The organism is Microbacterium sp. (genome assembly GCF_017305435.1).
GTDB lineage: Bacteria > Actinomycetota > Actinomycetes > Actinomycetales > Microbacteriaceae > Microbacterium.
Genome location: NZ_JAFKIP010000003.1, coordinates 438093 through 452081 on the forward strand (window position 1 = coordinate 438093; position 13989 = coordinate 452081).

The 13989-nt window shown below is 70.6% G+C and carries 7 protein-coding genes; 4 read left to right on the forward strand and 3 right to left on the reverse strand.

The features are described 5' to 3' along the window. The first annotated feature begins 72 nt into the window (after window positions 1-72). The gene (hpxO, locus tag J0I43_RS05370) at window positions 73-1260 is read left to right on the forward strand and encodes an FAD-dependent urate hydroxylase HpxO (RefSeq protein WP_292860177.1); all 1188 of its coding nucleotides are present in this window, start codon (window positions 73-75) and stop codon (window positions 1258-1260) included. A 133-nt stretch (window positions 1261-1393) separates the two neighbouring features. On the opposite strand, the gene J0I43_RS05375 is transcribed toward hpxO, so the two are convergent. Beyond that, window positions 1394-8074, reverse strand: coding sequence for an SdrD B-like domain-containing protein (locus J0I43_RS05375; protein WP_292860180.1), 6681 nt, complete (start codon window positions 8072-8074; stop codon window positions 1394-1396). Between the two features lie 327 nt (window positions 8075-8401). Here J0I43_RS05375 and J0I43_RS05380 point away from each other — a divergent pair, with 327 nt between their 5' ends. Continuing rightward, window positions 8402-9082, forward strand: coding sequence for a Crp/Fnr family transcriptional regulator (locus J0I43_RS05380; RefSeq protein WP_292860183.1), 681 nt, complete (start codon window positions 8402-8404; stop codon window positions 9080-9082). A 30-nt stretch (window positions 9083-9112) separates the two neighbouring features. Here J0I43_RS05380 and J0I43_RS05385 read toward each other — a convergent pair whose 3' ends face one another. Together J0I43_RS05385 and J0I43_RS05390 are read right to left on the reverse strand one after the other, a co-directional pair. Next, on the reverse strand, window positions 9113-10534 hold the full coding sequence (locus J0I43_RS05385) for a chromosome partitioning protein (RefSeq protein ID WP_292860186.1): 1422 nt from the start codon (window positions 10532-10534) through the stop codon (window positions 9113-9115). Window positions 10535-10596: 62 nt separating this feature from the next. Then, window positions 10597-11115 carry an adenine phosphoribosyltransferase gene (locus J0I43_RS05390; protein WP_292860189.1) on the reverse strand — a complete coding sequence of 173 codons (519 nt, stop codon included), beginning with the start codon at window positions 11113-11115 and terminating at the stop codon, window positions 10597-10599. Between the two features lie 51 nt (window positions 11116-11166). On the opposite strand from J0I43_RS05390, the gene J0I43_RS05395 reads away from it, so the two are divergent. Beyond that, window positions 11167-12879 (forward strand): glycoside hydrolase family 13 protein, encoded by a 1713-nt coding sequence (locus tag J0I43_RS05395; protein WP_292860192.1) that lies wholly within the window; start codon window positions 11167-11169, stop codon window positions 12877-12879. Window positions 12880-12881: 2 nt separating this feature from the next. Next, complete coding sequence (locus tag J0I43_RS05400; protein WP_292860195.1) at window positions 12882-13913, forward strand: LacI family DNA-binding transcriptional regulator; 1032 nt, start codon at window positions 12882-12884, stop codon at window positions 13911-13913. Window positions 13914-13989: the final 76 nt, after the last annotated feature.

Genomic DNA, 13989 nt, shown 5'->3' on the forward strand with positions numbered 1-13989 from the left:
TCCGGGCGGGCTGTAACACCTCGGCACCCGTCGAGAAACGCGCCCGTGACACGCCCGCCCTAGCGTGCCGCCATGAAGGTCATCATCATCGGCGCGGGCATCGGCGGCACGAGCGCGGGCATCGCCCTGCGCCGGCTCGGGCACGACGTCGCGATCTACGACAAGATGCAGGAGAACCGGCCCGTGGGCGCCGCGCTGTCGCTGTGGTCGAACGGCGTGAAGGTGCTCAACTGGCTCGGCCTCCGCGACGAGGTGGCCGCCCTCGGCGGCGACATGGCGACGATGGCCTACCGCGATGGACGCACGGGCGAGGTCCTGTGCGACTTCTCCCTCGAAACCGTGACGACACGGACGGGCCAGAAGCCGTACCCCGTCGCCCGTGCCGACCTGCAGGCGCTCCTCATGCGCACGTTCGGCGAGGAGTCCATCCACCTCGGTCGGAGGGTCGTCGCGCTCGCGGACGACGGGGCATCCGTCACCGTGACCTTCGCCGACGGCGCCACGGAGACCGCGGACATGGTCATCGGGGCGGACGGCGCCCGCTCGCTCACCCGCGCCTACGTGCAGCCCGACGGCGCTCCCGAGATCGTGCGCGAGTACTCCGGCTACACGAACTTCAACGGTCTGGTCCGGGTGGACACCACGATCGGTGCGCCGGATGCCTGGACGACCTACGTCGCCGACGGCAAGCGTGCGGCGGTCATGCCGATCGCCGGGGGCCGCTTCTACTTCTGGTTCGACGTGCCCCAGCCCGCCGGCATCCCCTACGACCGGGCGGACGGCACGGCCCCTCTCGTGAAGGCCTTCGACGGGTGGGCTCCGGGAGTCCAGGCGCTGATCTCGGCGATCGACCCGGCGGTCTCCCTCAACCGGGTCGAGATCTGGGACATCACCCCGTTCCCCACGTGGACGAAGGGTCGGGTGGCGATCCTCGGCGACGCCGCGCACAACACGGCCCCCGACATCGGTCAGGGGGCGTGCTCGGCGCTCGAGGACGCGTTCGCCCTCGGCATCGCCTTCGCGACCAACAGTCTCGGCGTCGAGGACACGCTCCGTCGCTACGAGGCGATCAGGGTCGAGCGCGCCGGCGAGCTGGTCCTCCGGGCGCGGCGCCGCGGAGAAGAGACGCACGCTTACGACGCGGCGGCCACCGCCGCATGGTACGAGAGCCTTCGCGGGACGGACGGCGTGGGGATCATCCGGGGCATCGTCGGCAACATCGAGGGCAGCCCCGTCGAGCTCGGCGCCGCACTGCCCTGATCCCACCGCCGCCGCGCACCCGCGCGGAGTCGGGACGCACGTCTGCCCGGGCACGAGGCCCGGGCAGACGCTCCGCGACGGGGATTTCGCGGGGGCTCCGACCGACCGTGGGTGCGACCGGAGCCCGCTCGGCTCACCGAGCGCGCGCCCCCCGGCGCACGATCAGGAGCACGAGACCCAGCAGGAGGAGGCCGAGGGCGATCCCTCCGACCGTGCCCCACACCCATGCCGAACCACCGGTCACCGCGAGCGGGGGCGCCACCGCCTTCACGGGGGCGTCATCGGTGTTGTTGTTCGGGTTCTTCTCCGGCACATCCGTCGCCGACGGTGCCACCACCGCGACGTTCAGGAGCGTGCCGGTGACACCCGCACCCACCTTCGCGATCACCGTGATCGGCTCGCCGTCCTGGCCGGCGGCGAGAACATCGGATGCCGTGCAGGTGCCGTCGGCGCAGGTGTAGCCCTCGCCGGTGATCGACACGAGCGTCAGCCCCGTGGGCAGCTGGTCGGCGACCGTCCAGCCGGCGAGCACGTCGGACGGGCCGTCGTTGTGCGGCGTGAGCGTGAACGTCACGGTCTTGCCGGACTCCACCGTCTCGTCGCCCAGGCGCACCTTGGTGACGGTGAGGTCGTACTCGACGAGACCCGCGTCGATCGTGGGGTCGTCGGCCTCACCCGGCTCGGTGCGGTTGGTGCCCGACGCGGGAGCGGTGATGCTGACGCGTCCGGTCGTGACATCGGCATCCGAGTCGAGCGCATCGCCCTCGCCGCTGTTCTGCGTCGTGAACGACGTGCCGTCGGGCTTCACGAACTCGATGACGTAGTCACGTCCGGGGACGAGGTCGTCGAACGCGTAGTAGCCGTTGTCATCGGTCGTGGTGGAGCGGAGCAGTGTGCCCTCGGCGTCGCGGAGGTTGACGGTGACGTCCGACACGGGCGGCTCGTCCTCTCCCTGCACGCCGTCGCGGTCGTTGTCCCACCAGACGTAGTCGCCGACGCTCACGAGGGAGTCCACCGTGATGCGCTTCGAGTCGTCGTTGTCGGTCGGCGTCGCGCTCGTGTCGACCAGCGCGTTCTCGGGGCGCTGCAGCGGGTTCGTCTCCGGCACGTCCGTCGTGGCGGGCACGACGTAGGCGACATTGTTGAGCTCGCCGACGAAGTTCTCCGCGATCACCGCGGTGACCGTGATGGGCGCGCCGTCGGTGCCCGCCGGGAGTCCACCGCGGGAGACGCACGTGAGCAGGCTCACGTCGCAGCGGTAGACCTCGCCGCCGTCGAGCGCCGTGATCGTCAGGCCGGTCTGCGGCAGTTCCACCACCGACCAGTCCTTCAGCGCGGCCGCCGGGCCGTCGTTGTGCGGCGTCAGCGTGAACGTGACCGTCGAGCCCTCGTAGTACGGGCCGCTCGAGGTGATCGCCTTGGTCAACGTGAGGTTGAACTTCACGAGACCGGCGTCGATCGTCGGGTCATCCGGGGCCGTCAGCGAGTTGCCGCCGGATGCCGGAGTCGTGACGTTCACGCGACCGGTGGCGACATCGGCATCCGAGTCGCTCCTGTCGCTCTCGCCGGCGTTCTGCTTCGTGAACGAGTAGCCGTCGGGCTTCACGAACTCCACGACGACGTCCGTGCTCGGACGCAGGTCGCCGAAGGAGTAGAACCCCTGGGCGTTGGTCTTCGTCGTCGCGATGAGGGTCGTGCCGTCGGCCTTGTACAGGTTGACCGTCACGTCCTTCACGGGGTTGCCGTCGTTCTGCACGCCGTCGCGGTTGACGTCGATCCACACGTAGTCGCCGATCGAGACGAGCGACGCACCCTTCACGGGGGCCTCCGCGTCGTTGTCCGTCGGGGACGTCGACGTGTCGGTCGTGTTCGTCGGCGGGGTGCCGAGCGGGTTCGTCTCCACGGCATCCGTCGGCGCCGGGCTCACGTAGGCGACGTTCTTGACGTCACCCGAGAGGTTCTGGTTCACCGTCGCGGTCACCGTGATGGGGTTCCCGGTGGCGCCGGCCTTCAGCACCGTGCGGCTCGTCGCGGTCGCACCCGCGATGTCGTAGCCGTCGCCGGCGATCGACACGAGCGTGAGCTCGGCGGGCAGCACCTCGGTGACCGACCAGCCGGTCAGCGCATCGACCGGGCCGTCGTTGCTCGGGGTGAGCGTGAAGGTCACCGTGTCGCCCTTGTAGACGGTCTCCGTGGTGGTGCGCGTCTTGGTGAGCTTCAGGTTGTACTTCACGAGGCCCGCGTCGATTCCGGGGTTGTCGGTCTTCCGCGCGCCGGGCAGGTTGGAGCCCGTCGCCGGCGTCGTGAAGGTCACGGTGCCGTCGACAGGGTTCGCATCGGAGTCCGTGAGGTCGGTCGACGGGCTGTTGTCCGTCGCGCTCGTCGCATTCTGCGTCGTGAAGGTCGTGCCCTCGGGCTTGACGAACTGCACCGTGTACTGCGTACTCGGGAGCAGATCCGTGAACCAGTAGTACCCGTCGGCATCCGTCGCCGTCGTCGCGACCTGCGCACCGTTCAGCAGCAGGTTCACCGTCACGCCCGCGGCGGGCTTGTCGTCGTTCTGCGTGCCGTCACGGTCGACGTCCCACCACACGTAGTCGCCGATGGAGACCTTCGGGACCTCCAGCTGCGCCTGCGCGTCGTTGTCGGTCGTCGTCGCGCTGGTGTCGGTCGACAGCGTGGGCTTCGTGAGCGGGTTCGTCTCCGCGACGTCGTCCTTCGACGGCGACACGTACGCGACGTTCTTCGCGACACCCGAGAAGATGGCGCCGATCGTCGCGACGACCGTGATCGTCGCGCCGTCCACGCCCGCGCCGAGCGCCTCGGTGGCGACGCAGGTCGCGGTCGCCGGGTCGCACGTGTATCCCTCACCCGTGATCGACACGAGCGTCAGCTGCGCCGGCAGCACATCGGTGACCGACCAGCCGGCGAGCGCCGCGACCGGGCCGTCGTTGTGCGGCGTCAGCGTGTACGTCACCTGCTGACCCGGGGCGAACGGACCCGCGGTGTCGAGCGTCTTCTTCAGCGACAGGTTGTACTGCACGAAGCCCGCGTCGATGCCGGGGTTGTCGGCCTGTCCGGGAGCGGTCAGGTTGAAGCCCGCGTCGGGCGTCGTGACCGTGACCGTGCCGTTCGCCGGGTCGGCGTCGGAGTCGGTAAGGTCCGCCGTCTTGCTGTTGCTGGCGTCACCGCCCGCGTTCTGCGTCGTGAAGAACACGGCGGCGTCGTTCACCGTGCCCGTGGGCGTGCTGAACGTGACGACGTACTCCGTCGACGGCAGCAGGTTCGCGAACGCGTAGTAGCCGTTCGCATCGGTCGTCGTCGTCGCGACGACCGTGCCGTCGAGAGTCAGGCTGACCGGCAGGTTCGGCACGACGGGCTCGCCCGCCGTCTGCAGACCATCACGGTTCACGTCCCACCAGGCGTAGTCGCCGATGGAGACCTTGTTCACCACGACACCGGCATCCCACGTCGGGTCGATGCCCTCGGTGGCGGTGACGGTCTGGTCGGTGTAGGACTTCGTGAGCGCCGGGTTCGACGCGGCGAGCGTGAACACCGGGGTCGTCGCGACCTTCGGGTCGGCCGAGACGACGGCATCCGAGTCGGTCGCGTCCGGCGTCGACGCGGGGGACGTCCCCGACGCGTTCGCCGTCGTGAAGTCGTACATCTCGGCCTGCGCGTCGGTCAGCGTGAAGCGCACGCGGTAGTCACCGGCGACGAGGTTGTCGAAGAGGTACAGGCCGTTCGCGTCGGTGGAGGTCGTCTTCACGACCGCGCCCGCGGAGTCGAGCAGGTCGACCTGCACACCCTCGAGCGAGGGCTCGCCCTCGGACTGCAGCCCGTCACGGTTCGCGTCGATCCACACGCGGTCACCCACGGCGTAGTCGACGATCGGCTCGTTCGTGATGACCACCTGCGGCGAAGAGCCGTCGGTGTTCGCGACCGCCGTGAAGACCTCGGTCGTCGGCGTGTAGCCGGCGGGAGCCTTCTTCTCGGTGATCGTGTACGAGCCCGGCTTCTTGACCGTGAGCGCCTTCGTGCCGCCCTGGCCGTCCGAGACGACGAGCACGCCGTCCTTCACCTGCGCCGTCGCGACGAGCGCGCCGTCGGAGTCCTTGACCTCGAACTGCGCGTTCGCGTCGGTGATCGCCTTGGTGGGGTTCGTCGCGTCCTTCTTCAGAACGTTCAGCGGGTAGTCGTTGGTCGGCACGATCGTCGCCGGGTTGCCGGACACCACGTTCGTGATGCCGGTGTCGGCCGTGAACGACGTGACCTTCACCCGGATGTAGGTGTCGATCGACTGCTGCTTGGTCAGCAGCGTGCCGTCCTGGTTCTTGATCGTGATGGTGCGGGATGCCGAGTCGTAGCTGGCCTGCAGGTTGCCGGGCAGCAGCTTGGTCGTGGTCGACGTGCCACTCGTGGCGCTGTCGGCGAACCCGACGAAGTCGACGCCCGCGGGGAGCACGTCGGCGATCGGGATGATCGTCACGTTGGCGTAGTCGCCGTGCGGCATCGCCTGCACCTTGTAGGTGAAGGTGTCCTGGGTCATCGAGCCGTCATCGTTCAGCGGAACGCGCACGCTCGTCGTCCACTGCGAGTTCGCGGCATCCCAGACCGACTTGCGGACCTCGAGCTCGTCGCCCCAGGTCGTCGCGTACGACTCGGTCTTCGAGATGAACTCGATGCCGTGCTTCGAACCGAGGAGCGACGCGTCATTGCGGACCTGGATGGTCTGCGTGCCGTCGATCTTCTTCGTCGGCAGCTTCAGCGCCACGCGCCAGCCCTGCGTGTCCGACCAGGGGTTGTTCGTCAGGAAGTCGAGCAGCTCCTGGCTCGGCTGGATGACGAGGTCGCCGTCGGCGTTCAGGGACAGCGCGAAGTCGCTCGAGTCGAGCCCGGTCGACCACGCGATGTTGCTGTAGAAGTCACGCCCGTTGGCGTTGAAGTAGCCGCTGATGGTCGCGCGGATCTCCTCGAGGTTGGCGCTCGTGACGTCGAAGACGCTGTGGTCGATGTGGTCGACGATGGTCGTCTCGCTGATCTTGCCGGGCGCGCTGCCCACGTTGAACTGGTACGGCACCCACGCGGCCTCGCCCGACGTGACCTCGACGGTCTGGTCGCTCGTGCTCTTCGTGAAGAACGCGTCGTTCGGCACGGGCCCGGTCGGCTTGCCGGTGAGGTAGACACCGGCGTTGCGGCTGACGGCGTCTTCCGTCGTGCTCCAGTCGAAGCTCGCCGTGTTCGCGGCGAGGTAGGACTGCATCTCGGCGGTGCTGTTCCACCGGTAATCGACGCTCGAGATGATCGCCTTGGCCTGGAGGCGCAGGTTGCGCGCGGCCGTGCCGATGTTCACGACGAGCGTGTCGCCGTCGACGAGGTACTGGTCGACGAAGGCGCCCCCGGACATCTGCGCGGCCGTGGTACCGGCCGGTGCCGCCGTCAGCGGGAGCGTCGCACCCGAGCTGGCGTTGATCAGCTGGATGAAGCTCGCGTCCGCGGTGTTCCACGCCTGCCCGGTGGGGAGCTGGTCGGTGATGACGACGTTCTGACCCAGAGTGCGCTCGGGGGTCGAGCCGTCCCACTGCGAGAGGTTCGCGTTGAGCGCCCACATCACCTTCACGGGCGAGTCGAACACGTACGGAGCGGACGTCGACGACGTCGTGACCCACTGCGAGTCGGGGCCGTCGGTCAGCCAGCCGTACTTCGAGAAGGCCCACAGGTCGGGGGTCCACGGGCCCGCGACGTTGCCGCCGACCTGGCCCGTCGCCGTCTTCGTGCCGAAGCTTCCGATGACCGCCGAGTTCGACAGCGCGATCTTCCAGTCGCCGCCCGTGGTCTTCACGGCGTCGTACTTCGCCTGCAGCGCGTCGCGCAGAGCGCCGAGCTGCGCGGAGTCGATGCGCGCCTGGTACGTGACGTCGAGGACGGAGTTGGCGGGGAGGTCGGTCGTGAAGGTGAGGCTCGTCGCGCCGTCGGTCACCGCGGGGGCGGCGAGAGTCGTCGTGGTCTTGTTGAGGCCCGAGGCATCCCACGTCGTGAGCGTCGCAGAACCCGTGCCGCCGACGAGCTCGAGGTACGAGCCGAGTGTGTCCGTGATCGTGAAGCCGGGGGCCGCAGCGGCCGTCTCGGCGTGCACCGCGTAGGTGATCGGGGTGGATGCTGCGGACGGATCGATCGCGACCTGGCCGTTCGTGACCGAGATCTTGGACGAGATCGCGTCGAACGCGGAACCGTCGGCGTTCTTCGACGCGCCGGGCGTGACGTTCTCGAACTGGTCACCCGGCTTCTTGATGATCACCGTCGAGGTCAGGGGCGTGCCGTCGACCTTCCACGGCACGTCGGTCTTGACCGACTCGGTGACCGTGTCGAAGCGGAACTTCAGGCCGAGCAGTCCCTGATCGATGCTCGACGGGAACGGGTTCGCGAAGGTGAGGACGATGTCAGCGCCGTCACGCGTCAACGACGAGACCGCGGTGTTGCCGGGGGGCACCACGAGAGAGGAATCGGGGATCGTCACGCCCGCCGGCGCGGTGATGCGTACCTGCTGGCCGTTCGCCATCTTCCCGTACTGCACGTTGAGCGTGTAATCGGTGCCCGCCTCGAACACCTGCGTGCCGTCGTAGGTCTCGCCGGACGGCACGATCGTGACGTTGACCGACCCGGCGGCGAGCGCGGGTGCCGACACGCCCATCACGGTGAGAAGTCCCGCGATGAGGGCGACGACCACGAGCTTCGCGGTGTGTCGGATGGATGCCGACGCCGTCGACGTCGGATCGGTGACGCGCGCACGAGAGCGTGCGCGGCCGATAGGCATGCTGATCACAGGGTCCCCTCCCCAAGTAGGCGAACGCCATCGCACACCGTGTCCCTCCACGGCGGAGCGTCGCTGTGCGAGCACGGTCGGATCCGCGCATGCACGAAAGTGAAAGTAGGGGACGGCGACGGCGCTGCATCCCCCGCACGGCGGAAGCATTGATCGCGATCAACTCCGAGGCGGGCGAGTGTTGATCGAGATCAATACCGAGACGAAGCCGCGTAATGTTCCGGCGCTCGTCGCGTCACACGCAGTGATGGTGGTGGTTCGGGTAGAACCGTCCGCAAGAATGAGAACGTGCCCGCGGATGCGGGACGGAGAGACGACATGCCGAGATTCCGCACGCGCGATGCGCACCCCGAGGAGCTTCTCCCCGTGCGCCGCGAACTCGAGCGGCGCGCCGGCTCGGCCCTTCCCGACTGGGAGCGGTTCGCGGCGGGCGCGCAGCTGTGCTCCGGCGCGGCAGGCAAGGAGCTGCCGACGTACGAGCACGACTCCCCCGGCATCCACATCATCACGTCCGGCCTCCTCAAGGCGACCGTCACCATGACGACGGGACGCCCCCGGATCGTCTCCTTTCCGCGGGCGGGCGACATCGTGGCGGGTCTCGCGTTCCTGTCCGCGGCCGCTGCCGTCCCGACGCTTCCGGATGACGGGACGGAAGCACCCTGCCACGGCGACGGCAAGCTCACCGCGCTCGTGCCGACGACGGCGCTCCGCTTCGACGCCGCGATGACGCTGGAGCTGGCGGAGCGTCACCGCGCGTGGTCGACCCTCGCCATCCGTCTGCTCGCCGAGCTGATCCTGCTGCGGACGCTGCGATTGAACGACCATCTCGCACTGACCGCGGAGGAACGCTACCTCAAGGTGCTCCGCGACGAGTCGCCGCTCGTTCGTCGGATCTCACAGCGCGACCTCGCCCTGTATCTGGGCGTCACGCCCGAGGCCCTCAGCCGCATCGCGAGCCGCTCTCGCGACCGCCGGCGGCTCGCGGTCGACGCGGACTGACGCCGCGGCATCCCCGGCGGATCGTCGGGCTCAGAGGCGCTGGGCGATGGATGCCGCGACCGACAGCCACGCGTCGCGCGTCTCGGGCGAGAGGGCATCGAAGTCGATCGGGCCGCCGTCGACGAGCGCGGCGTCGAACGGGACGTGCACGACGGCGCCGGTGACCTGAGCGAAGTGGCGCTCGAGGCGTTCCGCGAGCTTGCGGTCGGGCTTCGCCGAGGGTGCGGCGAGGATCGTCACCGCTTCGTCGATCTTGTGGTCGAAGCCCTTCTCGCGCAGGCCGTCGAGGAGCCACGCCGCGCTCGCGGCAGTGTCCTCGCGCACGGTCGAGACGATCACGAGCTGGTCGGCCGCGGCGACCGCGGCGACCCAGTTCGAGGCCCGCATGTTGTTGCCGGTGTCGACGATGAGCAGCCGGTAGTAGCGCGAGAGCACGCCGTGCAGTCGGTCGAACGCGGCGGCGTCGATCGTGGAGGATGCCGCGGCATCCTCGTCGGATGCCAGCACGTCGAACCGCGCGTCGACCTGGGTGCGCACGTACGTGTCGAGGGCGGCGAGGCTCGCCTGGCTCGGCTCGGCGAAGGAGTCGAGGTGCTCGAGCAGGTCGACCGCGGTGCGGTGGTGCGGGGCGTTCTGCGCGCGCCAGCCGAGGGTGCCGCGGGTCTCGTTGTTGTCCCATGCGAGCGTCGCCCCGCCGCGCTGCGTGCCGAAGGTCGCCGCGAGCAGCAGCGTCGACGTGGTCTTGTGCGCGCCGCCCTTGGGGTTGAGGATCACGATCGTGCGCGGACCGTCGAGGCGCCGCTGCACCGTGCGCTCGCGATCGAGGCGGGACTGCTCGGCCCTGCCGGGGTGCGGCGAGATCGCCCCGCCCGTCGCCCGGCGGACGGCCCCCTGCCAGCCCTCGGTCGCGCGCGGCTTCGCCCGGTCGGCGCGCGAGTTCAGCAGGTCATCGACGGTCGGGGTGGCGCGGGCGATCGGATCGCGCTGCGCGCTCTCGCGCCGGGCGAGGTCGCTGCGCAGCGCCGGGGCCGCGGCCGGGTTCGATGCGGGGTGCGGCGGGGCGGGGGTCGCCGAGACAGCCGGTTCTTCACGAGAGGGCCGGTCGTCACCCGTCGAAAGGGGGGCTTCTGGACGGGAAGGGGTGGTCTCGGCGAACGGCACGGGCGCGGGGATGGACGCGGGCTCGCCGTCGGCGGTCTCGGCGAGGGCGGTCGCCTCGATGAAGGTGCCGTCGGGGTGCACGATGAGCGGCCAGCGCACCTCGCCGTCGACGACGATGGCCGTCACGGGCTCGCCGGCCGAGGCCGCCATCTGCCGGATGGCCTCCACGATGCGCGCGCGCAGCGCGTCCTCGGTCGAGGCGAACACCTCGTCGACCTGACCTTCGAGATGGATGTGCGCGAGCGTCTTCGACGCCAGCATCACGGTCGGTTCGGAGGTCGCAGTGCTCACGGGAGCCCTTCTGTCGGAGATCGCTCGAAACCGATTGTCCCAGACCTCCGCGCGGAACGCCCCTACACGCGGAACACGGAGTGCACGGGCCCGCACGCCGCCTGCCCGCCGAGCCCCCCGAGCTCCATGATCACGGCGGTGCCGGCGAGGACGAGCCCCAGCTCGGCGAGCAGCTGCTGCCCCGCACGCAGGGTGCCCCCCGTCGCGAGGATGTCGTCGACGAGCAGAACGCGCGTCCCGGGCGCGAGGTCGCCGGACATCTCGATCGCCGCGGTGCCGTACTCGAGCGCGTAGTCGACGGATGCCGCGGGCCGCGGGAGCTTTCCCGCCTTGCGGATCGGAGCCATGCCGACGCCGGCAGCGACGGCGACCGCGCCGGCGAGGAGGAACCCGCGCGCCTCGACACCCGCGACGACGTCGAACTCGTCGGCGAACGGGCGGATGACGGCATCCACGACGGCGCGCATCGCGGCGGCATCCGCGAGCAGCGGCGAGATGTCGCGAAAGAGGATGCCGGGGTCGGGGAAGTCGGGGATCGTCGCGATGAGCGACTCGGCTCGGGCGAGGGCCTCGGTGGTCACCGGTCCAGCGTACGCTTCCCCTCGGGTTGCGTAAGCGCTTACACTGGGCGCATGACGTCGCAGCAGACCTCTTCCCCCCTGACTCCGCCGGCCGCGATCGGCCGGCTCGCCCCCATCGGCCGGAGCCGCCCCGGCGCTGAATGGTGGCGCACCGCCGTGATCTACCAGATCTACCCGCGCTCGTTCGCCGACGCGACGGGCGACGGCATCGGCGACCTCCCCGGCATCACGACGCACCTCGACGACCTCCGGTCGCTGGGGGTGGATGCCGTCTGGCTCAGCCCCTTCTACCGCTCGCCCCAGCACGACGCGGGCTACGACGTCGCCGACTACCGCGACGTGGACCCCCTGTTCGGAACCCTCGCCGACTTCGACGAGATGCTCGCCGCGGCCCACGACCGCGGCATCCGCGTCATCGTCGACCTCGTGCCGAACCACTCCTCCGACGAGCACGTCTGGTTCCGCGAGGCGCTCGCCGCCGAGCCCGGCAGCGCCGCCCGCGCGCGGTACCTCTTCCGCGACGGTCGGGGACCGGCCGGCGACGAGCCGCCCAACAACTGGGAATCGGTCTTCGGCGGCGCGGCGTGGACCCGCACGACGAACCCCGACGGGACGCCGGGCCAGTGGTACCTGCACCTGTTCGACGCGAGCCAGCCCGACTTCGACTGGGCGAACCCCGAGGTGCAGGAGGAGTTCCGCGGCATCCTGCGGTTCTGGCTCGATCGCGGAGTCGACGGCTTCCGCGTCGACGTCGCGCACGGGCTCGTCAAGACGGACGGCCTCCCCGATCACTTCCCCGTCGTCGCCCTGGGCGACAGCATGGGCGGCCACGACGAGTCGCCGTACTGGGGCCAGGAGGGCGTGCACGAGATCTACCGCGACTGGCACCGCGTGCTCGCCGAGTACGACGGCGATCGCGCCCTGTGCGCCGAGGCGTGGCTGCCGACCGTCGATCGCACCGCGGAGTGGGTGCGCTCGGACGAGATGCACCAGGCGTTCAACTTCCCCTACCTCATGACCGAGTGGGATGCCGCGGCGATCCGCGAGGTGATCTCGGAGTCGCTGCGCGCCTTCCCCGCGGTCGGCGCCCCGGCCACCTGGGTGCTGTCGAACCACGACGTCGTGCGACACGCGTCGCGCCTCGCTCTCACGGCCGAGAACCCGCAGGGGCACGGCATCGGCCCCGACTCGCCCGGCAAGCCGATCCCCGCCGTGGGCCTGCGCCGCGCCCGCGCCGCGACGACCGTCATGCTCGCGCTCCCCGGATCGGCGTACCTCTATCAGGGCGAGGAGCTGGGGCTGCCCGAGGTCGTCGACCTGCCCGGCGACGCCCGGCAGGACCCGACCTGGTTCCGCACGGACGGCGAGCGCTACGGGCGCGATGGATGCCGCGTGCCGGTGCCCTGGTCGGCGGCGGCCCCCGCCTACGGCTTCAGCCCGTCGGGCGCGTCCTGGCTGCCGCAGCCCGCGGAGTGGGCGCGCCTCGCCCGCGACGTGCAGGAGACCGATCCCGACTCCACGCTGTGGCTCTATCGCACGCTCCTCGCGACGCGACGCGCCGAGGCGCTCGGCGCGGGAGACCTCACCTGGCTGAACGGCTACGGCGACGACGTCATCGCATTCCGCAACGGGAATGTGACCGTCATCGCGAACGCGTCCGACGCGCCGCTGCCCCTCCCGTCCGGGACGGTGCTCGTCGCCAGCGAGCCGTTCGACGGCGGTTCCCTGCCGGTCGATGTCGCGGTCTGGATGCTCGTGGACTGACCGTGACGAGCCTCGACGACGTCGCCCGCGCCGCGGGCGTCTCCACGGCGACCGTCTCGCGCGCCCTCAGCGGACGCGGGCGGACGTCGGAGGCGACCCGCGCGCGGGTGCGCGCCGCGGCGGACGCGCTCGGGTACGTGGCATCCGCGTCGGCGTCGTCGCTGGCCTCGGGCCGCGCCGAGAACATCGGCGTCATCGTTCCGCTCATGGACAAGTGGTTCTTCGCGACGGTCCTCGACGGGATCGCGTCGCGGCTCGCCCCGCGCGGCTACGACATGACCCTCTACAACGTCACCGACGACCCGGGCCAGCGGCAGCGGCTGTTCGAGCGGACGCTCCGCCGGGGGCGCGTCGACGGGGTCGTCGTGCTGTCGGCCGTCCTCACCGACGCCGAGGTCGCGGCGCTCGACGCGCTCGAGCTGCCCGTCGTCGGGCTCGGCCTGCCGCGCGGAGAGCTCGGCGGACTGCGCGTCGACGACACCGCCGTCGGGCGGGTGGCGACGGAGCACCTGCTCGGGCTCGGCCACCGCGAGATCGCGCACATCGGGCGGAGCGTCGGTCCCGCTGGTCCGTCGGATCCGGCGTACGACGTCCCGACGCGCCGGCGCGCGGGGTTCGAGGCCGCGATGGCGGATGCCGGGGCCGTCGGCACGTTCGTCGAGGGCGACTTCACGGTCGAAGGCGGTCGCCGCGCCGCGACGGCGCTGCTGGGCGACACGGGCGGCTCGGGCCATCCGCGGCGCCCGACCGCGATCTTCGCCGCCTCGGACGAGATGGCGTACGGCGCGCTGACGGCGGCGCGCGAGCTCGGCCTGCGCGTGCCGGAGGACCTCTCCGTGATCGGCGTCGACGGGCACGACTTCGCCGGCCTCTTCTCCCTCACGACGATCGACCAGTTCCCGCACGCGCAGGGCGAGCGGGCCGGCGACGCGATCCTCGCCGCCGTCGCGGGCGACGCCGCCGCCCCGGATGCCGAGGCGTCCCTGCCCTTCGCCCTCGTCACCCGCGGCACGACCGCCCCTCCGCCCGGCTGACGGCGGCATCGCGCGTGCACAACTCCTCCACGCCGCTCCGAAAACGCCGCCCGAACCGTTTCGATTGCCCCTTCCG

Excerpts from the sequence above, each read along its gene's own strand:
- hpxO (WP_292860177.1), top strand. The coding sequence starts at position 73 with ATGAAGGTCATCATCATCGGCGCGGGCATCGGCGGCACGAGCGCGGGC.
- J0I43_RS05375 (WP_292860180.1), bottom strand. The coding sequence starts at position 8,074 with ATGCCTATCGGCCGCGCACGCTCTCGTGCGCGCGTCACCGATCCGACG.
- J0I43_RS05380 (WP_292860183.1), top strand. The coding sequence starts at position 8,402 with ATGCCGAGATTCCGCACGCGCGATGCGCACCCCGAGGAGCTTCTCCCC.
- J0I43_RS05395 (WP_292860192.1), top strand. The coding sequence starts at position 11,167 with ATGACGTCGCAGCAGACCTCTTCCCCCCTGACTCCGCCGGCCGCGATC.